Source organism: Falsiroseomonas sp. (genome assembly GCF_051860665.1).
In the GTDB taxonomy this organism is placed as follows: Bacteria; Pseudomonadota; Alphaproteobacteria; order Acetobacterales; family Acetobacteraceae; genus Falsiroseomonas.
The window spans coordinates 46,173-67,272 of record NZ_JBHYDM010000015.1; the positions used below are offsets into that span (position 1 = coordinate 46,173).

Here is a 21,100-nt window from a genome sequence, read left to right on the forward strand (position 1 = left end):
CACGGAAAGACCGATGCCGCCACCCGCCATGGAGATCCGGCCGAAGCCGAGGGCCTGCGTCATCGGCACCTCGAACAGCGCGGGCGCCGGCAGCTATGCGGGGGCGCTGGCGCGCGACCCCTGGTTCCAGTCGGTGGAGAACCGGGCGCTGGGCTTCTGCACCAGCGACCTTTTCTCCTTCCGCAAGCCCGGCCTGGATTTCGCGGCCTTCGACCTCTGCATCCTGGACTTCGCGCCGAATGAGGGCGCGCTGCTGACGGGTCGGCGCCTGGACCGGGAGCGGGTTCTGGAGGGGCTGACCGGCGCCGTCTCCGAGATCTCCCGCGCCGGCTGCCTGCCCATCCTCACCATCCTGCCGATCGTCAACCTGATGCCGGATGGCCGGGCCATCCGCCAGCTCTATACGAAGATCGCGGAACGCCATGGCCTTCCCTTCTTCGACGGCTATGCCTTCCTGAACCGCCTGCTGGCGGTGGATCCGGAGGCGCCGGCGCCCGGCCTGTTCAAGGACCGGATGCACTTCACCAACGAGGTCGCCCGCTTCATCGGCGAGGAGCTGGGGGACGCGCTGCGGCAGCTCTGGGCCATGCCCATCGACTTCGATGCGCCGCTGACCATGACCAAGGGGCACGACTACCGCTTCCTGCCCGCCGGGACGCTGTTCGAGGGATATCCGACCCTGCACCGCGAGACCGCCATGGTGGAGGCGAAATTCGTGCATGTGACGGGCGAGACGAGGTTGCGCACGAGGATCCCGGCGGGCTGGGAGCTCACCTCCCTCGTCGCCGACTACGCGCGCTGCCGCGGCGTGCTGTCGATCAGCGACGCTGGCACCGGCGCGGGCACCGGCGCGGCCACGACCTGCCTCGGCATCACCAGCAGGAATTATACGGAGGATCCGGCGGTCAAGATGACCCTGGGCATCTTTCCGCTGCCCGCCCCGGTGGGCGCGGCCGATGGCGAGATCGAACTCACCCTTTCGGCCGATGGGCCGGCCGCTTTCTCCGTGGGCATCCCGGCCTCGGCGGGTGACAGCCCCGGTTTGATGATCGCGGGCTTCGTCGCCCGCGGACCGCGCGGCCCGATCCCGATGCGGCGCATGCTGCCGGAGGCGGTGGAACTCGGCGCGCTGATCCCGGATGCGCGGTTGCGGGCGGCGCGGGCCAGGCTGGCGCCGCCCGCCGACTTCGTCGCGACCGGCAAGATCGGCTACGAGTGAGCCGCGGGTGATGCGCGGGTGATGCGGCGGCCGCCGGTCTGACCCCGGCCGGGCGCGGCTGGTCGGATGGCCAGGCCGGCCCATATGCTCCGGCAAAATACGCGAGGATGCGCCATGCCAAGCCTGGGCTCGAAGGGCGTGCAGATCTGATGTCCGCGATCCTGCAGGATGCCGCGCCGCTGGGCTGGACGCGGCCGGAGCGGCGCACGCTGGGCGCCATCGGCGCCGCGCATGCGGTGAGCCACCTGCATATCCTGGTGCTGCCGCCGCTGTTCCCGCTGCTGCAGACGCGCCTCGGCGTCAGCTTCATCGAGCTGGGGCTGGCGATCACGCTGTTCAGCATCGTATCCGCCCTCACCCAGGCGCCGATGGGTTTCCTGGTCGACCGGATCGGGCCGCGGCGGGTGCTGGCGGCGGGGCTGGTGGTGGGGGGCGCGGCCTTCGGGCTGGTGGGGCTGGTGCCGAGCTATGCGATGGTGCTCGTGGCGGGGGCGCTCGCGGGGCTGGCCAATGCGGTCTACCACCCTGCGGACTATGCCATCCTCAATACGGTGATGGCCGGGCCGCGCATGGGGCGGGCCTTTTCGCTGCACACCTTTGCCGGCTTCGCCGGGGGCGCGGTGGCGCCCTTTATGATGCTGGGGCTGGCCGCCTGGCTGGGGCTTTCGGGGGCGCTGCTGGTGGCGGGGGGCATTGCCTGGGTGGTCGCCGCCTGGGTCCTGGCCACCTGCCCGCCGGACCCGGTGAAGGGTGTGCCGGTGAAGCCGGTGGAGGGGCAGCCGACGCGGGTGCTGAACCCGGCGGTGATCTCCCTGACCGGCTTCTTCGTGCTGATCTCGCTCTCCGTCGGCGGCATGAACGCCTTCGCCATAGCCGCCCTGGTGGCGGCCGGGGCGATGGGGCTGGGCATGGCCTCCGTCGCCCTGACGGCGCTGCTGGCAGGGTCCGCCGGCGGGGTGCTGATCGGCGGGGCGCTGGCGGACCGGGCCAAGCGGCACGGGCTGGTGGCGATGGGCGGCTTCGGCCTGGCCGGGGTGCTGACCCTGGCCGTGGGGCTGTTGGCGATGCCGGCCTGGCTGGTGGTGGGGGTGCTGGGCGCGGCGGGGACGCTGACCGGCCTCTGCATGCCGTCCCGCGACATGATGGTGCGCGCGGCGGCGCCGCCGGGACAGGCGGGCGCCGTCTTCGGCATTGTCTCCACCGGCTTCAACATCGGCGGCATGATCGCGCCGCCGGTCTTCGGCTGGCTGGTGGATAGCGGGCGGCCGGAGGCGGTCTTCGTGCTGGGCGGCGCCTTCATGCTGGCGACGGCGGGGATGGCGCTGGTGCAGGAGATGCGGCGGTAGATTTTTGTAAGAGGGTCAGGAAATACGGGGGGCGGGACAGGCGCTCGAAACCATTAAAGAAATAAATCTTTTATTGAGTTAAAGGGGCGACCATTTTCGGCAGCCGCCCGTGCTTTGCGTTCGACAATCTCGCGAAGCGGGATACGCCGGCTGAGCGCTTCGTTGATCTCGAAGCCAGCCATCAGGATAATCGCCTTTCCTCGCCCAAAAGCATCCAGGCCTTCCTCTGTGAAGCCTTCAAAGGCGATGAACAGACCTCGCGCCCACGTTGCTTTGTCAGTGACCTTTCCGTGGAATGAGTGCAGATCCCCGACCCCGGTTGGATGCGCTTTATATTTTGCCTCTACAAGATAGGTGTTGCTCCCCAGCAGAAAACTACCATCAATTTGCTCGCCGCGATTGCGAAACGGCTCTCGTGGGTCGAGCCCCGAATTCCGGAAATACTGGGTCAGAAACTTCTCGAACTCAAGACCCCTCGTCTGAGGGGCCAACTGCCTGATGCGCAACAGCTCAGCCTGGAGTGCGTCAAGCACGTAGTTTTCTGGCGGAGGCAAGACAAACGGCGGAACGCCACCTCCGTCGGTCTCTTTCAGGCGCTGGATCAAGGTGAGAAAACGACCTTGGGCATGGGCGACAGGGTCAGCTGCGCCCAAGCTGGCAATGATGTGTTCCCTGTGTGACCAAAGTTTTTTTAGAATTTGGGCTGCAGTCGCATCGTCCGTCGTCTTAAGGAGGGTGCGGACCCGATTGCCCTTGGAGGGTCCATTTTTGGCGTATATTGGATTATCGATGTCAATATCCATTTCACCAAAAAACCCACGAATCGAACGGTCAGACAGATCAAGCACGTAACCTGGCCCGCGCGGATACTCCAGGCAGTCTGTAATCAGCTTTATCTCGGAGGGCGTAAGCGAGCTCAACTATTTCCGTCCTTCGTCGACTTCTTTTGGGGAAATTCGCCGAGTGTACCAGTTCCGCAGCAGGATATGGCAAGAAGGTGTTACGCGGAAGATGTATCCGCGCGTCCACGCTCACACAGCTTGGATTCGAAGCCTCGCATCAACATGACCCCTCTCAATTTTAAGCCCTTCGCCAGCTTCGCTCTCGCCCACAGAAGCCCCCCTCAGCTCATACTCGCCGTCACGCCGCCATCCACGAACAGCAACTGCCCCGACACAAAATTCGACGCCGCCGACGCCAAAAACACCGCCGTCCCCGCGATCTCCTCCGGCTGCGCATAGCGCCCCGCCGGGCAGCGCCGCTGCACCATCGCCAGCCAGTCAGGATTGGTCAGCAGCGGCTTGTTCAGCTCCGTGTCGAACCAGCCGGGCCCGATGGCATTGCACTGGATATTCCAGGGCCCGAGCTCCACCGCCAGCGCGCGCACGAACATCTTCAGGCCGCCCTTGGCCGAGGCATAGGGCGTGATGGTGGCGCGGCCGAGGTCGCTGGCCAGGCTGCCAGTGGCGATCACCTTGCCGCGGCGCCGCGCCTTCATCCCCGGCACCACCAGGCGGGACAGGCGCCACAGCGCGGTCAGATGCGTGTCGATCACGCTGTGCCAGCCTTCCTCCGTCGTCTCCTCGATCGGCGCGCGATGCTGGTTGCCGGCGTTGTGCAGCAGGATGTCGATGGGGCCGAGGCCGGCCAGCGCGGCCTCCACCGCCTTCCCGTCCGTCACGTCGAAGGCGCTGATGCGGCAGGCGAGGCCCTCGGCGCGGAGCGACTCCGCCTGGGTCTCCAGCGTCGCGGCGTCGCGCCCGTTGAGGATCACCTCCGCCCCCGCCTGCGCCAGGCCGCGCGCCATGGCGGCGCCGAGGCCGCGGGAGGCGCCGGTGACCAGCGCCACGCGGCCGGTCAGGTCGAAAAGGCGGCGATGCGCGTCGTTCATGCTGTTTCCCCCATTTGGGGGCAGTCTGGCGCCAGGCCTCAGCCCTGGTCCAGGGCATGGGCGCGCAAATCCGCCAGGCTGACCACCGCCAGCGCCGCCACATGCGTCGCCTCCAGCAGCACCGGCGGCGCCTTGCCGGCGAGGCGCGCTTCTTCCCAGCGCGCCGCACAGAGGCACCAGCGGTCCCCGGGCTTCAGGCCCACAAAGCCGTATTCGGGGCGGGGGGTCGAAAGGTCGTTGCCGCGCGCCTGGCTGAAGGCGAGGAAGTCCGCGGTGACCTCCGCGCAGACCACATGCAGGCCGCGATCCTCGGGCCCGGTGTTGCAGCAGCCATCCCGGAAGAAGCCGGTGACGGGCGCGACGGAGCAGGGCAGCAGAACGCCGCCGAGCACATTGCGTGCCGGCGGCGGAGTCTCGCCGCGATCGTCGCGGCGTCTGGAATCATCGAGCGGCATGGTCAGGCTCCCGATCAGGACGGCGCGGATGCGCCGCCCTGCATATGGGGCGTGATCAGGCCGCCGCGCGGATCGCCGCGGCCTTCACCTCTTCGCTGGCACCGCCCGCGAAGGTCTCGAAGTTCTGCTCGAAGAGGGAGACGAGGTGCTTCGCCTGCTTGTCATAGGCGGCCTTGTCGGCCCAGGCGTTGCGGGGGTTCAGCACCTCGGTCGGGATGCCGGGGACCGCCTTCGGGATGGACAGGCCGAAGAAGGGATCGGTCTCGAACTCCACCTTGGCGAGGCTGCCGTCCAGCGCGGCGCGCAACAGGGCGCGGGTGTGCTGGATGGACATGCGCTTGCCGGTGCCATAGGCGCCGCCGGTCCAGCCGGTATTCACCAGCCACACCTCGGCGCCGTCCTTGGCGATCCGCTCGGCCAGCATCTTGCCGTAGACTTCCGGGTGGCGCGGCAGGAAGGGGGCGCCGAAGCAGGTGGAGAAGGTGGCCTGCGGCTCCTTGCCCAGGCCCTTTTCCGTGCCGGCGACGCGCGCCGTGTAGCCCGAGAGGAAGTGGTACATGGCCTGCGCCGGCGTCAGCTTGGCGATCGGCGGCAGCACGCCGAAGGCATCCGCCGTCAGCATCACCACGTTCTTCGGCTTGCCCGCCTGGCCGCCGGGGACCGTGTTCGGGATGAACTCGATCGGGTAGCAGGACCGGGTGTTCTCGGTCAGGCCGTTATCGTCCAGGTCGAGGCTGCCGTAGTCGTCGCCGACCACGTTCTCCAGCACCGCGCCGAAGCGATGCGACGCGTCCCAGATCTGCGGCTCGGCCTCGCGGCTCAGCTTGATGACCTTGGCGTAGCAGCCGCCCTCGAAGTTGAAGACGCCTGTGTCGGACCAGCCATGCTCGTCATCGCCGATCAGCTGGCGCTCGGGGTCGGAGGACAGCGTGGTCTTGCCGGTGCCGGACAGGCCGAAGAACAGCGCCGTGTCGCCGTCCTTGCCGAGGTTGGCGGAGCAGTGCATCGGCAGCACGCCGCGATCCGGCAGGATCCAGTTCATCACGGTGAAGATCGACTTCTTGATCTCGCCCGCATAGCTGGTGCCGGCGATGCAGATGGTGCGCGCGGCGAAGGACAGCGCGATCAGCGTGCTGGTGCGGCAGCCGTCGACGGCCGGGTCGGCCTCGTATTCCGGGGCGTGCAGGATGGTGTAGTCCGGCGTGAAGTTCGCCAGCTCCGACCGCTCCGGCCGGATGAACATGTTGCGCGCGAACAGGGCGTGCCAGGCATTGGTGGTGACCAGCCGCACCTTGATGCGATGCGCGGGATCGGCGCCGGCATAGAGGTCCTGGGTGAAGAGCTCCGGCTTCGCGCCCAGCCAGGTGCGGACCTTGGCGGTGAAGGCCTGGAACTTGTCGACCGGCAGCGGGCGGTTGACCTTGCCCCACCAGACCGCGTCGCGCACGCCGGCATCGTCCACCACGAACTTGTCCTGGACGGAACGGCCGGTGTGCTGGCCGGTGACGGCCATGAAGGCGCCATCCGCCGAGAGCCGCCCCTCACCCCGCCGCAGCGCATGGGCATAGAGGCCCGCCGCCGTCAGATTGGCGTGGATCGTCGCCGAGCCGGAAACGCCGGTCCCGGCCAGGGCGGAAATGTCGGATGTCATCGCTAGCCTCCAAATGGGTGCGCCATGACAGCCAACGTGCCAGCCGCACCATGCGTCCCCTATTGGGCGCCCGTGGCGGCGAAATTAGGGCGGGTAAGCTGTCACAATCAACGCGAACCAGTTGGTTACTTTACAAATGTCGTTGCGCCGAGCCGGGACCGGGCCTCCCGCGCCGCCGCCACCAGCGCCATCCGCACCCCGGCCGCATCCCCCACCGGGGCGGGCCAGGCGAGGCGGGCCACCGCCTCCCCGGCCGCCAGGTCGCAGCCATCGGGGTCCACGCCGGTCATGCGCCACGCCCCCGGTGCCTGGCCGAGCAGGCCGGTGGCGATCGCCGCCAGGGCATCCGCATGGTCCTCGTTCACATGGCCGATGATGCCGGCCTCCGCCGCCGCCAGGGCCGCGAGGGCCGCGGGGCCGGGCAGCAGATCGGCCTGGCGCAGCCGCGTGGCGCGGGCGAAGCCCGCCACCAGCAGGGCCGCCATGGGGCGGATCTGCCACAGGTGAAAATCGCCGAAATCGGCATAGAAGGCGGCATAGGGGTGGCGCGCCAGCCAGCGCGACTTCAGCTCCGGCGGCGCCAGTTCGGCCAGGCCGGTCACCGTCACGCGCGGGGCGGTCTGCGGATTGGCCGTCTCCGGCTGGCCCTGCACCAGCAGGGCGCAGCGCGGCTCCACCTTCAGGTGACGGGTATGCTCGGACAGGTCGGACAGCAGCAGCAGCACCGTCAGGTCCGGCAGCACCGCGGGCGTGACCAGGCTGGCGAAGGGCTGGCCTTCCGCCGTCGTGGCCAGGCTGGCGGCGCCAGCGCCGCGCAACAGGCTGCGGGCCACGAAACCATGATCCTCTTCCGCCATTCGACCCCGCACCCTTTGCCTGACCCGGCTTTGCCACAATCTGAGGTTACCATCCGAGACCGGCGCTGCCTGTGCGCCTTCACCTGCCCCTTTTGGCGTCCGCCCCTTCTGGAGTTCACCCCGTGCCGCACACCATCGCCCTGGTGGATGACGACCGCAACATCCTGACCAGCGTCTCCATGACCCTGGAGCAGGAGGGTTTCACCGTGCGCACCTATACCGATGGCGAAAGCGCCCTGCAGGGGCTGATGGCCCGGCCGGCGGATCTCGCGGTGCTCGATATCAAGATGCCGCGGATGGATGGGATGGAGCTGCTGCAGCGGCTGCGCCAGCGCAGCGCCATGCCGGTGATCTTCCTGACCAGCAAGGATGACGAGCTGGACGAGCTGATGGGCCTGCGGCTCGGCGCCGACGACTACATCACGAAGCCCTTCAGCCAGCGCCTGCTGCTGGAGCGCATCCGCGCTTTGCTGCGCCGGAACGAGGCCGGCCGCGCCGAGGGCAGCGGCACCCCCGCCGGCGGCATCATCGCCCGCGGCGACCTGGTGCTGGACGAGACGAAGCACACCTGCATGTGGAAGGGGAAGCAGGTGCAGCTGACCGTCACCGAATTCCTGCTGGTGAAGGCGCTGGCCGTGCGGCCGGGCATGGTGAAGAACCGCGACCAGCTGATCGACGGCGCCTATGGCGAGAACATCTATGTCGATGACCGCACCATCGACAGCCATGTGAAGCGCGTCCGCAAGAAGTTCCGGCAGGTGGACGACGATTTCGCGCAGATCGAGACGCTGTACGGGCTGGGCTATCGCTACAAGGAGGCGTGATTTCCCTCCCCACCGCCGGCCTGTGGGGCCGGCGGCAAAGCTGATCGGACCTGCCGTGCCTGCCTTCCGCCTGATCGCGCTCCTCCTGCTGCTCGCCATTCCGTCTCTGGCGGGGGCCGAGACGCCCGGTTTTCGGGCCGGCGTCGCCCGCCCTTCCGCCACGGGCGAGGCGCCCTTCGAGATGCTGGTCTGGTATCCGACCGAGGCCGAGGAGGTTCCCTGGCAGACGGGCCCCTTCCCGATGCCGGCCACGCGCGAGGCCGCCGTGGCACCCGGCCGCTTCCCGGTGCTGCTGCTGTCGCATGGCGGCGGGCGCGGCGGCGGCACGCCGCTGATCCTGCGGGAGATCTCGGTGGCGCTGGCGCGGCGCGGCTATGTCGTCATCGCGCCCTTCCATGGCCGGCCGGGCCTGGCCGGACGGCCGCAGCAGATGCGGCGGGCGCTGGAGACGGTACGCGCCGATCCGCGCTTCGCGGCGCATCTCGATACGGCACGGCTCGGCATGCTGGGCTTCTCGCTCGGCACGGCGGTGACCCTGCAACTCGCCGGCGCGGTGCCGAACCCCGCCCATCTGCTGGCCTATTGCGCGGCCCATCCGCGCGACGCGATGTCCTGCGGACAGGCGCCGGAGGGCAACAACGCCGCGCCGGCCCAGGCCCCGATGCCTGCCGAGCCGCTTCCCCTCAAGGCGCTGGTGCTGATGGACCCCTTTGCGGTGCTGTTCCAGCGGCCCGAGCTGGCGGGGGTGACCATTCCGGTGCTGATCCTGCGCCCGGAGGCCAGCGAACTGCCTGGCGAGGCCAATGCCACGGGGCTCGCGGCGGGCCTGCCGCAGACGCCGCAGGTACAGGCCATCCCCGGCGGCCATTTCGTCTTCACGGATATCTGCCCCACCGTCCTCAGGGCCGCCTCGCCCGAGCTGTGCGAGGATCCTCCGGGGGTGGACCGCGCCGCCGTGCATGCGGCCGTCGAGGCCCGGATCATCGCCTTCCTGCGCGAGCGGCTGTAGCGCCTTCCTACAGGAAGCGCCGCAACATCGGCAGCGCCTGTTCGACGCAGGCGCGGCCCTCGGCGATGGCTTCCTTCCCGCGATGAAAGTCCATCAGCGCCATGTCGCGCAGCCGGGGCAGCAGCAGCACGTGGGGCGGGTCGCCGGCCAGGCGGGTGCGGGTGATCTGGTCCTGCATGATGTTGATGGAATTCGCCAGCACGTCGAAGTAGCCGGGCGTCGCCGTGCCCGGCGGGAACAGCCGCCCGGCCAGGGACACCGCCTGGTCGCGCAGGGCCGCGGGCAGGGCGCGCAGCGCGCGGCCCATGCCTTCCGCGCTGGGCGCGGGACTCGCAGCGGGCGCGGGGGCGGCAAAACGGCGCCCCACCAAATCGCCGTTCAGGTTCACGGCGATGATCACCTCCGCCCCCAGCGCCCGACAGACGGAAACCGGCACGGGGTTGCAGAGGCCGCCATCCACCAGCCAGCGCCCCTCCCGCAGCGCCGGGCTGAACAGGCCGGGCAGCGCGGCGGAAGCGCGCACCGCCTCATGCAGCGGACCGTTCTGCAGCCACACCTCCCGTCCGCTGGCGAGGTCCGTCGCCACCGCCGCGAAGGGCCGCGGCAGGCTCTCGATCGGCAAGGCCAGGCCGAGGCCGTTCAGGAAGGCCAGCAGGTCCTTGCCGTCGATCAGCCCGCCGCCGGTCAGCCGCACATCCAGCAGGCCCACGATCTCCCGCCATCCGGCCGCCGCCACCCAGTCCCGCAGCTGCGGCAGCCGGCCGGCGGCATGGGCGGCGCCGACCAGCGCGCCGATCGAGGTGCCGCAGACGATGTCGGGGACGATGCCGGCCTCGCCCAGCGCCTCCAGCACGCCGATATGCGCCCAGCCGCGGGCGGAACCGCTGCCCAGCGCGATGCCGATGCGGGGCTTGGCCATGTCAGGCGGTCGCGCCGCCATCGACGATGTAGGTGGCGCCGGTGGCGAAGCTGGCCTCCGGGCTCGCCAGCCAGGCGACCATCGCCGCCACCTCCTCCGGCCTGCCGTAGCGGCCGAGCGCGATGCCGGCGCGCTGCGCCTCGGCGCCCGGGCCACTGGCCGGGTTCAGCTCCGTGTCGGTGGAGCCGGGCTCGACCAGGTTCACGGTGATGCCCCGCGCGCCGAGGTCCCGCGCCAGCCCCTGCGTCAGGCCCACCAGCGCCGCCTTGCTCATGGCATAGAGCGTCAGCCCCGGCTGGCCCACCTGGCGCGACAGAGTGGAGCCGATGCTGATGATCCGCCCGCCCTCGGCCATGTGCCGCAGCGCCTGCTGCGCGGCGAGGAAGGCCGCTTTCACGTTCACCGCCAGCACCCGCTCCAGCTCCGCCTCGGTGACCGAATCGGGCGCGCCATAGGGAAACAGGCCGGCATTGTTCACCAGCACGCGCAGCCCGCCGAGCTCCGCCGCCGTGCGGTCCACCGCGGCGCGGATCGCGACGGGGTCGGCACTGTCCGCCTGGATGGCCAGGCCCCGCCGGCCCCTTTCCGCCAGCGCCGCCACCACACGCTCCGCCGCCGCGCCGTTGGACTGGTAGGTGATCGCCACGTCATGCCCCGCGGCGGCAAGCCGCAGCGCGATGGCCGCGCCGATGCCGCGGCTGCCGCCGGTGACCAAGGCCGTGCCTGTCATGATTCGGAAATCCATTCGACCGTCAACGTTGCGCGACCTGGCCGGCCAGCCAAGGCCTTTGCGGCGACGTAGATCATGGCGGCGGATCGGTCGAGAGCTTCGTTGCGTTGCCGGGACCTGCGCTGCATTCTCGCGTCGGATCGTTCTCGTCGCATGCCCGCGCGTGGCAGCGGTTCGCGATTTGGCCAGGACGGACGTCGCCGCTCGGGGGTGTGCGCAGAATGAATGAGTTGCCGCGGCGCTCGCCGCGCTTGAGGGCGCCCGCCACCTTCGAGGACATGATCGCGAGTCACCTGCTCGACGATGCCGCCCTTGCGACGCTGTTCCAGGAGGCGGCCCTCTCCGATCTTGAAGGTCGCGCGGCTTCGCCAGTGCTGCACCGCTGGGTGGCACCCGTGCGCATCGGCCTGATCACGCCCGCCGCCCCGGCAGCGCATAGCATCCTGGCGGTGCACGCGGCCTATCTGCACGGCGCCTCCGGACACTCCATCAGTACCGCGGACCCGCAGCTGGGTGGGGAGGTCAATCTGGGCGTGCTGATCTCCGGCAATCCGCGTCAGGATCTGCTCGAGACCTTCTGGCCCAGCGTCGCCAGCGTCTTCGCCGGTGATCGCCAGGTTGCCGCGGACTTCGCCCGTCGCGCCGCGCAGGGCGCACCAGCCAGGCAGGAGATCCATCTTCGGATCGATCAAGGGGTCATAATGGGCGGCGTCGTGGCGGTGCCGGCCTCACTCTCCAATATCGAGTTCTATACAAGCTTCTGGGCCACCTGCCTTCGCGCCCTTGGCCTGATGGGCCGCTTCACCTCCTACGCGCAAAGCGTGCTGGCGGCGGATGGCCTGGCCCTTGAGCCGACTGCGCTGGACCGCGTCCTGCTCGCCTTGCTCTACAGTCCGGACCTTCGGCCGGGCGTGACACGAGCCGCGATGCAGACAGCCCTGCCGGCCGCTGTCGCCAAGGCACGAATCTGGGGAGATTTCGATGCTCTTGCGCCGCTCGCTGCTGGCAGCCGGTAGCCTTCTCGTCGCGGCCTCCCCGGGAGCCGCGGCGCCATCATCGGCGACACCCTCGGGCGGGACCCCGATCACGCCTCCCGTCGCGCCTCCTCTGCGGCCTGCCCCTGCGCGGCTGCCGGGCGCTTCGGTGGCGGAGCACCTGCCCTCACGGGAAAGGGTGATGGAGGCGTTCCGGCAGGCTGTCGTGCCGGAAGATCCGCGCAGGCCCGCGCGGCTGCTCCGCTTCCGGGGGAAGGTCTCGGTGCAGATCGAGGGCGCGGCGACCGAGCAGACACAACGGCTGCTGATCACGCAGATCACGCATCTGCTGGCGCATTCGGGGCTGACGGCTGTCAGCCCGAATAGCGGCGAGGATGGCCAGATTGTGCTGCAGCTCGTCCCGCGGCTCGACCGCGAGGCCCTGGCTTCGCAACCGGACCTGCTGCGCATTTTCTGGGGCGGCCGAGAGCGGAGCCTGTCCACCGCACGACAGGCCTTTGCAGCTGAGGTCGAGCTTCCCCTGACCGCCGTCACGCGCGCCTTGCTGCGCTGGAACGCGGATCGCGATGGCCATATCGTACACGCGATCCTCGTCGCGGAGGATGGCCTCTACGACGTGGCCTTCATGAAGCGCATCCGTCGGGAGGTGTCCCGGATCCTGGGCATCCAGGGCTATGGCCTCGGGATCGGCCACAGCCTGTTCAATCTGCACGCCATGGCGGTGGACCTGACGGCTTTGGATATGCGTGTCCTGCGGACCCTCTACCATCCCGCACTGCCCTCAGGTCTTCACCGGGAGGCGGCCCTGCTCGCGGTTGCGCGGCTGCTCGATCAGCCAGGCTGAGCCGCCGGTGCCCTCAGGGCACCCCGAAATACCCGGCGAACTGCTCCCGCAGCTTCGTCTTCAGGATCTTGCCGGTGGCGGTGTGGGGGATCTCCTCCACCACCACGACATCGTCCGGCAGCCACCACTTTGCGACATGCGGCGAAAGGTGCGCCACCATCGCCTCCCGCGTCACCTCCCGCCCAGGCTTGGCCACCACCACCAGCAGCGGCCGCTCGTCCCATTTCGGATGGCGCGCGGCGACCACGGCGGCTTCCGCCACATCCGGATGGCCCATCGCCAGGTTCTCCAGCGCGATGGAGGAAATCCATTCGCCGCCGGACTTGATCACGTCCTTGGTGCGGTCGGTGATGTGCATATAGCCGGCGGCATCGATGGTCGCGACATCGCCCGTCTCGAACCAGCCATCCGGCGTGAGGGCATCGCCGGTCCGAAAGTAGCCGCGCGTCACGGTGGGGCCGCGCACCTGGAGATTGCCGAAGGTGGTCCCGTCCCAGGGCTTTTCCGCGCCATCGTCGCCGATGATCCGCATGTCGACGGTGAAGGGGGGAAAACCCTGGGTCTCCTGCAGGTCCAGCACGCCTTCCGCGTCGCGGCCGGCCACCTCCGGCTTCACGCCGCAGATGGTGCCGATGGGGCTGGTCTCCGTCATGCCCCAGGCATGCACCACATGGATGCCGCGCCGCTCGAAGGCCGCGGTCAGGGCGCGCGGGCAGGCGGAGCCGCCGATCACCACGCGCTTCAGCGTGGCAAGCTCCGTCCCCGTCGCCTCCAGATGCTGCAGCAGGCCGAGCCAGACGGTGGGCACGGCGGCGGTGAAGGTCACGCCCTCGGCCTCCATCAGCGCGTGCAGGGAAGGCCCGTCCAGCTTCGGCCCGGGCAGGACAAGGCCCGCGCCGGTCAGGGGCGCCACGAAGGGCAGGCACCAGCCATTGGCGTGGAACATCGGCACCACCGGCATCACCCGGTCCATGGCCGACAGCCCCATCATGTCCGGCGCCGCGACGGCCAGCGCATGCAGCACATTGGAGCGATGGGAATAGAGCACGCCCTTGGGTTCGCCCGTGGTGCCGGAGGTGTAGCAGAGGCCGGCGGCGGCGTTCTCCTCGCCCGGCAGCCAGTCGAAATCCCCATCCGCCTCGGCCAGCCAGGATTCGTAGTCGACCGCCCCGGGCAGCTTCGTTTCCGGCATATGCGCCGCATCCGTCATCACGACGTAGCGGGTGATGTGCGGCAGTTTTTCCGAAATGCCTTCCGCCAGGCCGACGAAGGAAAGATCCAGGAACATCAGCCGGCTTTCGGCGTGGTTCAGGATCCAGGCAATCTGGTCCGGGAACAGGCGCGGATTCAGCGTGTGATACACCGCGCCGGCGCCGGTGATGCCGTACCAGGCCTCGACATGCCGCCAGGTGTTCCAGGCCAAGGTCGCCACCCGGTCGCCGGGCTTCACCCCCTCCCGCACCAGCCGCTGCGCCAGGGCAAGGGCGCGGCGGCGCAATTGCCGAAAATCGGTGCGGTGGATCGGGCCCTCCACGCTGCGGCTCACCACCGCGCGGCCGCCATGGTGGCGGGCGGCGTGGTCGATCAGCCGGTGGATCCTGAGCGGCCAGTCCTGCATCAGCCCGAGCATTCTTGTCAGCCCCCCGTTTGCTTGCGGGGAAGTCTTGGCCCTTCGCGGCTGCCACGCAACCGCCATGGCCTTGCCCCAGCCTCCGGCGCTACCTTCTTCCCAGCAGCAGCAGGAATCCCCGAACCCATGCCCGATGCGGGCGGCGCCCCCCCTTCCCCGGTCACCGAAACGCGGCGCCGGCGCTGGCTCTCGCCGCTGCTGCGCCGCATCCTGCTGATGAACGCCCTGCCGCCGGCCCTGCTGGCGGCCACGCTGCTGTATCTGGACCAGTACCAGAACGGGCTGCTGGCGGCGGAGGTCGAATCGCTGCGCACCCAGGCGCGCATCTATGCCGCCGCGATCGGGGAGGCCGCGGTCACCCCGCGCGACGACCGCACCATCCTGGTTCCCGAAGCCGCCCGCCCGCTGCTGCGCCGGCTGGTCGAACCCTCCCCCAATACCCAGGCACGGCTCTTCGACAATACCGGCCTGCTGGTGGCGGACAGCCGGGTGCGGGAGGGGCCGGGCGGGGCCATCGTGACGGAGCCGCTGCCGCCGCCGGAGCCCCGCGGCGCCTTCGCCGGCACCGTCGCCGGCGCCTATGAGCAGCTGCTGTCCCTGCTGCCGCGCGGCGCGCCGAATGCGGTGCGGGTGGATGTGAACCCCAATGCGCCGTCCTTCGACTGGCAACCCGAATTCGGCGGCAGCAGCACCGATCGGCGGGAGGAGCTGCGCCTGGCGCTGGAAGGCGGGGTGCGTCCCTATATCCGCCGCACCGCGGAAGGCCGGCTGCTGGTCTCGGTCGCCGAGCCCGCGCGGCGCGGCGCGGCCTCCGTCGGCATCGTGCTGCTGACGCGGGAGGCGCGGGAGGTGGATGCGCGGCTGCTGGATATCCGCGTCTCCGTCCTGGCGCTGTTCTCGCTGGCGCTGATCCTGACGGTGCTGCTCTCGCTCTATCTGTCGCGCACCATCGCGACGCCGATCCTGCAGCTCGCCAAGGCCGCCGCCGCCATGCGCGAGGGCGAGGGCCGCGGCGGCAGCGTGCCCGCGCCGCTGCTGCGGCGGGAGGATGAGATCGGCGTGCTGGCGCGGGACCTGCAGACCGCGGCCCGCGCGCTCTGGGCCCGCATCGACGCCAATGAGCGCTTCGCCGCCGACGTGGCGCATGAGCTGCGCAACCCCCTGACCAGCGTGCGTTCCGCCATCGAGACGCTGCGCCGCATCGAGGATCCCACGAAGCAGCGCCGGCTGCTGGCCATCATCTCCGACGACGCGGTGCGCATGGACCGCCTCATCAACGACATCGCCGACAGTTCGCGCGTCGATGCCGAGCTGTCCCGCACCGTCGCCACGCCGGTCGATGTCGCCCCGATCCTCGGCGCGCTGGGCGAGTTGCAGGCGGCGACGCGGGAGGAGACGGATCCGACGCTGGAGATCGAGGCACCGGCCGAGGGGCTTATCGTGCGCGGGGTGGAGGGCCGCCTGGTGCAGGTCTTCCGCAACCTGATCGGCAACGCGATCTCCTTCAGCCCGAAGGGCGGGCATGTGGTGGTGCGGGCGCGGCCGACCGGGCAGATGGTGGAATTCATCGTCGAGGATGAGGGCCCCGGCATCCCCGAGGCCAAGCTGGAATCGATCTTCGACCGCTTCTACAGCGAACGCCCGACCGGGGAGCTGTTCGGCCAGCACAGCGGGCTCGGCCTGTCGATCTCGAAGCAGATCGTGGAGGGGCTGCGCGGCCGCATCGCCGCGGAGAACCGGCGCGATGCGCAGGGCACCATCCTCGGCGCCCGCTTCATCGTGCGCCTGCCGGCGGCGTGACAGGTGGCGGCCCGCGGATGTCATTAATGGAACAAGCGGACGGAGATCCGGGCCCTTGCCGTGATTGACGTCGCTTCGTTCCAAGCGTTATCCATTATCGCAGAAATAATACCTGTTGCTGCTTTTAAAACAGCGGAGACGCGCGATGTCGGGTGCTCTTGCGGGGCTGTCCCTGCTCATCATTGGCGACAGCCATTTCGTCTATCCGGGTTCGCTGATCACCCATCTGCATGACCAGCTGCGGCGCGATGGCGCGACGGTGGCCACCTACAGCGCCTGCGGCGTCGGCGCCGGCGCCTGGGTGGTGCCGCGCGACGTGCCCTGCGGCACCGCGACCCGCACCGGCAATGGCCAGATCCAGACCAACCGCACCAATACCGCGCGCAGCTTCCAGATCGACGAGCTGATCCAGCGCCACCGGCCCAATGTCGTCATCGTCGGCATCGGCGATACCATGGGCGGCTATTCGCAGCGGGAGATGCCGCGCAGCTGGATCACGGAGCAGGTGCGCACCCTGACCACGCGCTTCCAGGCCAGCAACATGCCCTGCATCTGGGTCGGCCCGACCTGGGGGACGGAAGGCGGGCCCTTCTTCAAGACCTTTGCCCGGGCCAAGGAACTGTCCGACTATCTCGCCACCCAGGTGGCGCCCTGCGCCTATATCGACAGCACCACCTTCTCCCGCCCCGGGGCCTGGCCGACCTATGACGGCCAGCACCATACGGCGGAGGGCTATGCCAATTGGGCGCGGGCGCTGAACACGCAGATCGTCGCCACCATCAACAGCGCGCGGCGGCGCTGAGGCGATGCGCCGCATCCTCCTGCTTCTCGCCGCCCTGGCGGCCCTGCCCCTGGCCAGCCCCGCGCTCGCCCAGGCCCCGATGCTGTATGAGCTGCGCCTGCCGGACGGCTTCGCGCTGATCCGCTACGCCAACGGGCTGGAGGCCGCGACCGCGCTGCGCTCCGAATTCGACCTGCCGCGGGAGCTCGGCACCGAGGATGCGGCGCGGGTCTCGCGCTACTTCGTGGTGGAGAATGCGGCCGGGCGCGACCTGGAGCTGCGCATCGCCAGCGGCGGCGCCAATGCCAGCGCCACCTTCCGGGTGAACCCGAACACCTTCAACACCGTGCTGCTGCTGCGCGAGGGCGGCCGCATCGTCGCCCGGCACATCGAGGACAGCACCGAATACAACCGGCTGCGCGCGCGCCTGACCTTCTACAACGCCGCCCCCGGCTGCGCCGCCGCGACGCTGGCGCTGGACCCCAGCGGCCGCGCGGTGATCCCGGACCTCGCCTTCCCCGGCATGCAGGCCCGCACCATCACCCCCGCCGCGGCGAAGCTGCGCGCGCAATGCGGCGCGGATCGCGTCGGCCCGCTGGATCTCGGCCGGCTGGAGGCGGGGCAGCTCGCCTCTCTCTGGCTGATGGCGCCGGGTGGGCGGCCCATCCTCTTCACCTCGCGCGACCTCATCGCGCCGCCCGGCCAGTGAGGCGCCCTGCCCTGGCGCTGGCCCTGCTGGCGGCCCTGGCCGCCGGCCCGGCGCTCGCCGCCCCCGGCTGCCCGGCCCTGCCTGCCCCCCCGAACCTGCCGAGGGAGGCGGTGCCGGAGGCGATGGACTTTCCCGCCTGGCGCAGCCGCGTGGCGGAGATCGATCAGGGCCTGGCGCGGATCGACCGCAGCCAGGCAGAGCTGGTCTTCCTGGGCGATTCCCTGACGCAGGGCTGGGAGCCCACCATGTATGCCCAGTTCTTCGGCGGCCGCCGGGCGCTGAACCTGGGCGTCTCGGGCGACTTCACCCAGGGGCTGCTGTTCCGGCTGCGCGCCGGCCAATGGGGCAATCTGCGGCCGAAGCTGGTGGTGCTGCTGATCGGCACCAACAACTCCGCCGCCGGATCCCGCCCCGAGGATACGGCGCTCGGCATCGCGGAGATCATCCGCTTCATCCACGGCCGGTCGCCGCGCACCCGCATCCTTCTGGTCGGCACGCTGCCGCGCGGGGCGGATCGCAACGACCCGCTGCGGGCGGTGAATGCGCGGCTGAACGCGCTGGTGGCGCGCTGCGCCGATGGCCAGAGCACCGTCTATATCGAGCCGGGGCCGCTGCTGCTGATGCCGGATGGCCAGCTGACGGAGCATGTGGCCTTCGACCGGCTGCACCTGACCATGGTGGGCTATGCCATCCTGGGGGCGGCGATCACGCCGCAGATCAACCGGATGCTGGCGGAGTAGCTTTCCCCTACCGGGCCTGCCCGTCCAGCCAGGCGGCCAGGGCGGCGTCGTCGGCGTTCAGGGGCTGGTTCAGCACGCGCTCCGGCACCTCCCAGACCAGCACCCGGGGCGGCGTCTCGCGCCAGGCCGGGCTGCCGAAGAAGTCCCGCGCGGCGCCCGCGAAACCGCCGCCGGCGCGGCTGAGATTGCCGACCGGGGCGGAGAGCGCCTGCTGCAGCGCGCCGTCGAAATTCGCGTTGCGGGAGAAGGAGCTGCCGATCAGCACCACCTCCGGCACCGGCGCCTCGTCCAGGATCGAGGACTCCTCCGCCTCCGCCGGCTCGGTCGTCTCGACATGCTGGCGGTCGGGGCGCGGGCGCAGGGCGTCGGGCACCTGGTCCAGGCTCATCAGCCGCAGCAAGTCGCCGACCAGGGCGGTCTCCTCCGCCGCGCGGCTGGTGCGGAAGGCGGTGTCGCGCGCCAGGCCTGCGGGCAGGGTGGCGACGATGGCCTCCGCCGCCCGGCGGGCGCCGTCCTGGTTCCAATGCGTGTCGGTACGGTAGAACAGGCTTGGACCCTCCGGCCCCAGCACGGGGGTCAGGTCCAGCAGCGGCACCTGGCCGGCCAGCAGCCGGACGAAGCCAGGGCCGCGGGCCTCGGATTCGGCGCTATAGGGCGCGCCGCAGCGCATCGGCGCCGCCGCGCGGGCCTTGTCCGGCACCAGCACCACCTGAAGGGCGATGTCGCGCGCGGCCAGCAGCCTGGCCACCCGTGCCAGTAGCTCGGCGCGACGCGCCATGGCGGCCTGGCCTTCCGCGCCCCAGGGGCGCAACTCCTCCGTCAGGAACAGCCAGTCCCCGCAGCCGGGCGCCACCGTGGGGCCGCCGGAGCCGAAAATCTTCCAGCGCAGCACGCCGCCGGCGGCGCGCAGCAGCCCATCCACCGGCAGGTCCTGCGCCATCACCTGGTTCACCGCCGCGGCGGTGCGCCCGGCCAGCAAGGCCTCCGAATTCAGCGTGGGCGCCAGGCGGCGGGCGGCCTGGGGCGTGGCCATGGCGGCCACCCCCTGCCAGAGGCCCAGGCCGAGCAGCACGGCCATGGCGGCGCCGAGCCCGGCCTCGGCCCGGCGGCGGTGGGGGTTCGGGGCTTCAGCCTGGGACATCGCGGCGCCTCAGAACTGGAAATAGAGAAAGGGCACCGCGGCGCGGCTGTAGAGCAGCACCATGGCGAGCAGGAAGGCGGCCAGCGGCCAGGCCGCCCAGACGAAGCTGGCCAGGGCGCCGCCAGCCTGGGGCCAGACCCCGCGCCGGCGCAGCGCCGCCAGCAGCAGCGGCAGGTAGACGAAGAAGATGGCGAGCCAGAGGGTGCCGATCCGATCCGGCGTCAGCTGCCAGGCCAGCGCATCGGACAGGCCGCCGCCGTTCAGGCCCAGCATCCCGGCATAGATGGCGAAGGCGCCGGCGAGGTCCGTGGCCCGGAAGATCACCCAGCCGATCATCACGCAGAGCAGCGTCAGCAGATGGCCGAGCAGCCAGGGCATCGGCCGGCGCGCCGCGCGACGGTCGCCGCCGCGGCGCTGGTCCTGGCCGGGCAGCGGCTGCGGGAAGGCATCGCGCCGATCCTCGCCGCGACGGTCGGACCGCTCCGCCCGCGCCGCCTCCTGCCCCCGCGTGCTCCAGGCCCGGTGCAGCGCCAGCAGCGCCCCGTGCCAGATGCCCCACAGAAGAAAATTCCAGCTGGCGCCGTGCCAGAAGCCGCCGATCGCCATGGTCAGCAGCAGGTTCACATAGGTGCGCCTCACGCCCAGCCGGTTGCCGCCCAGCGGGATGTAGAGATAGTCGCGGAGGAAGCTGGACAGCGTCATGTGCCAGCGCTGCCAGAAGGCCTGGATGGAGCCCGCCAGATAGGGATCGTCGAAGTTGCGCGGGAAGTGGAAGCCGATCATCCGGCCGAGGCCGATGGCCATCAGCGAATAGCCGGCGAAGTCGAAGAAGAGCTGCAGCGTATAGGTGATGGCGGCCAGCCAGGCATCGGCGGCGCTGGGGGCGGGCAGCGCGAAGGCGGCATCGACCACCGGGCTCAGCGTATCCGCCAGGATCACCTTCATGGCGAAGCCCACCATGAATTCCCGCGACCCGGCGCCGAACTGCGCCAGGCTGTGCTTGCGGCCGCGCAGGTCCGAAGAAACATCCGAGTAGCGCACGATGGGGCCGGCGATGAGCTGGCTGAACAGCGCCTTGTAGGCGGCATAGTCGAGCAGGCTGTGCGTCGGCCGCACCGTGCCGCGCTGCACATCGACCAGGTAGCTGACGGATTGCAGCACGTAGAAGGACAGGCCGACGGGCAGCACGATCTCGGCCCAGCCGACGGGGGCATGGCCGATCAGACGCATCAGGTCGTTGAAGGTGTCCACGCCGAAATTGGCGTATTTGAAATAGGCCAGCACGCCGATGTCGCCGGCGATGCCGAGCGCCATCAGCCTTCGTCCCCGCGCCGAGCCGGGCCCGGCACGCTCGATGGCGAGCGCGACGTAGAAGGTGAAGACCGTGACGCCGACCAGCAGGGCGAGGAAATCCACCCGCCACCAGGCGTAGAAGGCCCAGGAGAAGACGAGGATCAGCGGGTTCCGCCAGCTTCCCGGCGCCGCCATGTAGACGGCGAGGAAGACCGGCAGGAACAGAAAAAGAAACTCGAAAGACGCGAAGATCATGCCCGCCCCTT

General features: G+C 70.0%; 20 protein-coding genes. 10 read left to right on the plus strand and 10 right to left on the minus strand.

The features are described from left to right. Positions 1–13: 13 nt before the first annotated feature. Both ACTIF1_RS16135 and ACTIF1_RS16140 read left to right on the plus strand, forming a co-directional pair. The gene (locus ACTIF1_RS16135; protein WP_439597467.1) at positions 14–1,219 is read left to right on the plus strand and encodes an SGNH/GDSL hydrolase family protein; all 1,206 of its coding nucleotides are present in this window, start codon (positions 14–16) and stop codon (positions 1,217–1,219) included. A gap of 149 nt (positions 1,220–1,368) precedes the next feature. Further along, the gene (locus ACTIF1_RS16140; RefSeq protein ID WP_439597468.1) at positions 1,369–2,565 is read left to right on the plus strand and encodes an MFS transporter; all 1,197 of its coding nucleotides are present in this window, start codon (positions 1,369–1,371) and stop codon (positions 2,563–2,565) included. A 53-nt stretch (positions 2,566–2,618) separates the two neighbouring features. On the opposite strand, the gene ACTIF1_RS16145 is transcribed toward ACTIF1_RS16140, so the two are convergent. The 5 genes from ACTIF1_RS16145 to ACTIF1_RS16165 form a co-directional block, all read right to left on the minus strand. After that, entirely contained in the window at positions 2,619–3,485 is an 867-nt protein-coding gene (locus ACTIF1_RS16145; protein ID WP_439597469.1) for a restriction endonuclease, read from the minus strand. Between the two features lie 203 nt (positions 3,486–3,688). Further along, on the minus strand, positions 3,689–4,456 hold the full coding sequence (locus tag ACTIF1_RS16150; protein WP_439597470.1) for an SDR family oxidoreductase: 768 nt from the start codon (positions 4,454–4,456) through the stop codon (positions 3,689–3,691). 38 nt (positions 4,457–4,494) lie between these two features. After that, positions 4,495–4,911 (minus strand): DUF2237 family protein, encoded by a 417-nt coding sequence (locus tag ACTIF1_RS16155; protein ID WP_439597471.1) that lies wholly within the window; start codon positions 4,909–4,911, stop codon positions 4,495–4,497. A gap of 55 nt (positions 4,912–4,966) precedes the next feature. Beyond that, entirely contained in the window at positions 4,967–6,562 is a 1,596-nt protein-coding gene (locus ACTIF1_RS16160; RefSeq protein ID WP_439597472.1) for a phosphoenolpyruvate carboxykinase, read from the minus strand. 125 nt (positions 6,563–6,687) lie between these two features. Further along, on the minus strand, positions 6,688–7,395 hold the full coding sequence (locus ACTIF1_RS16165; protein ID WP_439597473.1) for a HugZ family protein: 708 nt from the start codon (positions 7,393–7,395) through the stop codon (positions 6,688–6,690). 146 nt (positions 7,396–7,541) lie between these two features. On the opposite strand from ACTIF1_RS16165, the gene ACTIF1_RS16170 reads away from it, so the two are divergent. Both ACTIF1_RS16170 and ACTIF1_RS16175 read left to right on the plus strand, forming a co-directional pair. Further along, a complete protein-coding gene (locus ACTIF1_RS16170) occupies positions 7,542–8,243 on the plus strand; it encodes a response regulator transcription factor (RefSeq protein WP_439597474.1) in 702 nt (233 codons plus the stop codon). Between the two features lie 55 nt (positions 8,244–8,298). After that, positions 8,299–9,252, plus strand: coding sequence for an alpha/beta hydrolase family protein (locus tag ACTIF1_RS16175; protein WP_439597475.1), 954 nt, complete (start codon positions 8,299–8,301; stop codon positions 9,250–9,252). Between the two features lie 7 nt (positions 9,253–9,259). Here ACTIF1_RS16175 and ACTIF1_RS16180 read toward each other — a convergent pair whose 3' ends face one another. Continuing rightward, positions 9,260–10,171 (minus strand): patatin-like phospholipase family protein, encoded by a 912-nt coding sequence (locus ACTIF1_RS16180; RefSeq protein ID WP_439597476.1) that lies wholly within the window; start codon positions 10,169–10,171, stop codon positions 9,260–9,262. 1 nt (position 10,172) lies between these two features. Continuing rightward, entirely contained in the window at positions 10,173–10,901 is a 729-nt protein-coding gene (locus ACTIF1_RS16185) for an SDR family oxidoreductase (protein WP_439597477.1), read from the minus strand. 221 nt (positions 10,902–11,122) lie between these two features. Here ACTIF1_RS16185 and ACTIF1_RS16190 point away from each other — a divergent pair, with 221 nt between their 5' ends. Next, on the plus strand, positions 11,123–11,917 hold the full coding sequence (locus tag ACTIF1_RS16190) for a DUF2927 domain-containing protein (protein ID WP_439597478.1): 795 nt from the start codon (positions 11,123–11,125) through the stop codon (positions 11,915–11,917). Between the two features lie 160 nt (positions 11,918–12,077). After that, positions 12,078–12,740: a DUF2927 domain-containing protein gene (locus tag ACTIF1_RS16195; RefSeq protein WP_439597479.1), complete on the plus strand. Its 663-nt coding sequence runs from the start codon at positions 12,078–12,080 to the stop codon at positions 12,738–12,740. A 13-nt stretch (positions 12,741–12,753) separates the two neighbouring features. On the opposite strand, the gene ACTIF1_RS16200 is transcribed toward ACTIF1_RS16195, so the two are convergent. Further along, positions 12,754–14,370 (minus strand): long-chain-fatty-acid--CoA ligase, encoded by a 1,617-nt coding sequence (locus ACTIF1_RS16200; RefSeq protein WP_439597480.1) that lies wholly within the window; start codon positions 14,368–14,370, stop codon positions 12,754–12,756. Between the two features lie 126 nt (positions 14,371–14,496). On the opposite strand from ACTIF1_RS16200, the gene ACTIF1_RS16205 reads away from it, so the two are divergent. The 4 genes from ACTIF1_RS16205 to ACTIF1_RS16220 all read left to right on the plus strand — a co-directional run bounded on the left by ACTIF1_RS16205 (position 14,497) and on the right by ACTIF1_RS16220 (position 18,400). After that, complete coding sequence (locus tag ACTIF1_RS16205) at positions 14,497–16,170, plus strand: stimulus-sensing domain-containing protein (protein ID WP_439597481.1); 1,674 nt, start codon at positions 14,497–14,499, stop codon at positions 16,168–16,170. A 145-nt stretch (positions 16,171–16,315) separates the two neighbouring features. Continuing rightward, positions 16,316–16,972, plus strand: coding sequence for an SGNH/GDSL hydrolase family protein (locus ACTIF1_RS16210; protein WP_439597482.1), 657 nt, complete (start codon positions 16,316–16,318; stop codon positions 16,970–16,972). Between the two features lie 4 nt (positions 16,973–16,976). Then, complete coding sequence (locus ACTIF1_RS16215) at positions 16,977–17,660, plus strand: ABC transporter permease (RefSeq protein ID WP_439597483.1); 684 nt, start codon at positions 16,977–16,979, stop codon at positions 17,658–17,660. Then, positions 17,657–18,400, plus strand: coding sequence for a GDSL-type esterase/lipase family protein (locus tag ACTIF1_RS16220; RefSeq protein ID WP_439597484.1), 744 nt, complete (start codon positions 17,657–17,659; stop codon positions 18,398–18,400). Before ACTIF1_RS16215 ends, ACTIF1_RS16220 begins: the two co-directional genes overlap by 4 nt. Positions 18,401–18,407: 7 nt before the next feature. On the opposite strand, the gene ACTIF1_RS16225 is transcribed toward ACTIF1_RS16220, so the two are convergent. Both ACTIF1_RS16225 and ACTIF1_RS16230 read right to left on the minus strand, forming a co-directional pair. After that, positions 18,408–19,541, minus strand: coding sequence for an alginate O-acetyltransferase AlgX-related protein (locus ACTIF1_RS16225; RefSeq protein ID WP_439597485.1), 1,134 nt, complete (start codon positions 19,539–19,541; stop codon positions 18,408–18,410). A 9-nt stretch (positions 19,542–19,550) separates the two neighbouring features. Further along, positions 19,551–21,089 (minus strand): MBOAT family O-acyltransferase, encoded by a 1,539-nt coding sequence (locus ACTIF1_RS16230; RefSeq protein WP_439597486.1) that lies wholly within the window; start codon positions 21,087–21,089, stop codon positions 19,551–19,553. Between the last annotated feature and the right edge of the window lie 11 nt (positions 21,090–21,100).

Coding starts and splice junctions, on each gene's coding strand:
- ACTIF1_RS16215 (WP_439597483.1), top strand. CDS start 16,977: ATGCGCCGCATCCTCCTGCTTCTCGCCGCCCTGGCGGCCCTGCCCCTG.
- ACTIF1_RS16155 (WP_439597471.1), bottom strand. CDS start 4,911: ATGCCGCTCGATGATTCCAGACGCCGCGACGATCGCGGCGAGACTCCG.
- ACTIF1_RS16210 (WP_439597482.1), top strand. CDS start 16,316: ATGTCGGGTGCTCTTGCGGGGCTGTCCCTGCTCATCATTGGCGACAGC.
- ACTIF1_RS16190 (WP_439597478.1), top strand. CDS start 11,123: ATGAATGAGTTGCCGCGGCGCTCGCCGCGCTTGAGGGCGCCCGCCACC.
- ACTIF1_RS16160 (WP_439597472.1), bottom strand. CDS start 6,562: ATGACATCCGACATTTCCGCCCTGGCCGGGACCGGCGTTTCCGGCTCG.
- ACTIF1_RS16230 (WP_439597486.1), bottom strand. CDS start 21,089: ATGATCTTCGCGTCTTTCGAGTTTCTTTTTCTGTTCCTGCCGGTCTTC.
- ACTIF1_RS16200 (WP_439597480.1), bottom strand. CDS start 14,370: ATGCTCGGGCTGATGCAGGACTGGCCGCTCAGGATCCACCGGCTGATC.
- ACTIF1_RS16135 (WP_439597467.1), top strand. CDS start 14: ATGCCGCCACCCGCCATGGAGATCCGGCCGAAGCCGAGGGCCTGCGTC.
- ACTIF1_RS16195 (WP_439597479.1), top strand. CDS start 12,078: ATGGAGGCGTTCCGGCAGGCTGTCGTGCCGGAAGATCCGCGCAGGCCC.
- ACTIF1_RS16180 (WP_439597476.1), bottom strand. CDS start 10,171: ATGGCCAAGCCCCGCATCGGCATCGCGCTGGGCAGCGGTTCCGCCCGC.
- ACTIF1_RS16205 (WP_439597481.1), top strand. CDS start 14,497: ATGCCCGATGCGGGCGGCGCCCCCCCTTCCCCGGTCACCGAAACGCGG.
- ACTIF1_RS16140 (WP_439597468.1), top strand. CDS start 1,369: ATGTCCGCGATCCTGCAGGATGCCGCGCCGCTGGGCTGGACGCGGCCG.
- ACTIF1_RS16150 (WP_439597470.1), bottom strand. CDS start 4,456: ATGAACGACGCGCATCGCCGCCTTTTCGACCTGACCGGCCGCGTGGCG.
- ACTIF1_RS16225 (WP_439597485.1), bottom strand. CDS start 19,541: ATGTCCCAGGCTGAAGCCCCGAACCCCCACCGCCGCCGGGCCGAGGCC.
- ACTIF1_RS16185 (WP_439597477.1), bottom strand. CDS start 10,901: ATGACAGGCACGGCCTTGGTCACCGGCGGCAGCCGCGGCATCGGCGCG.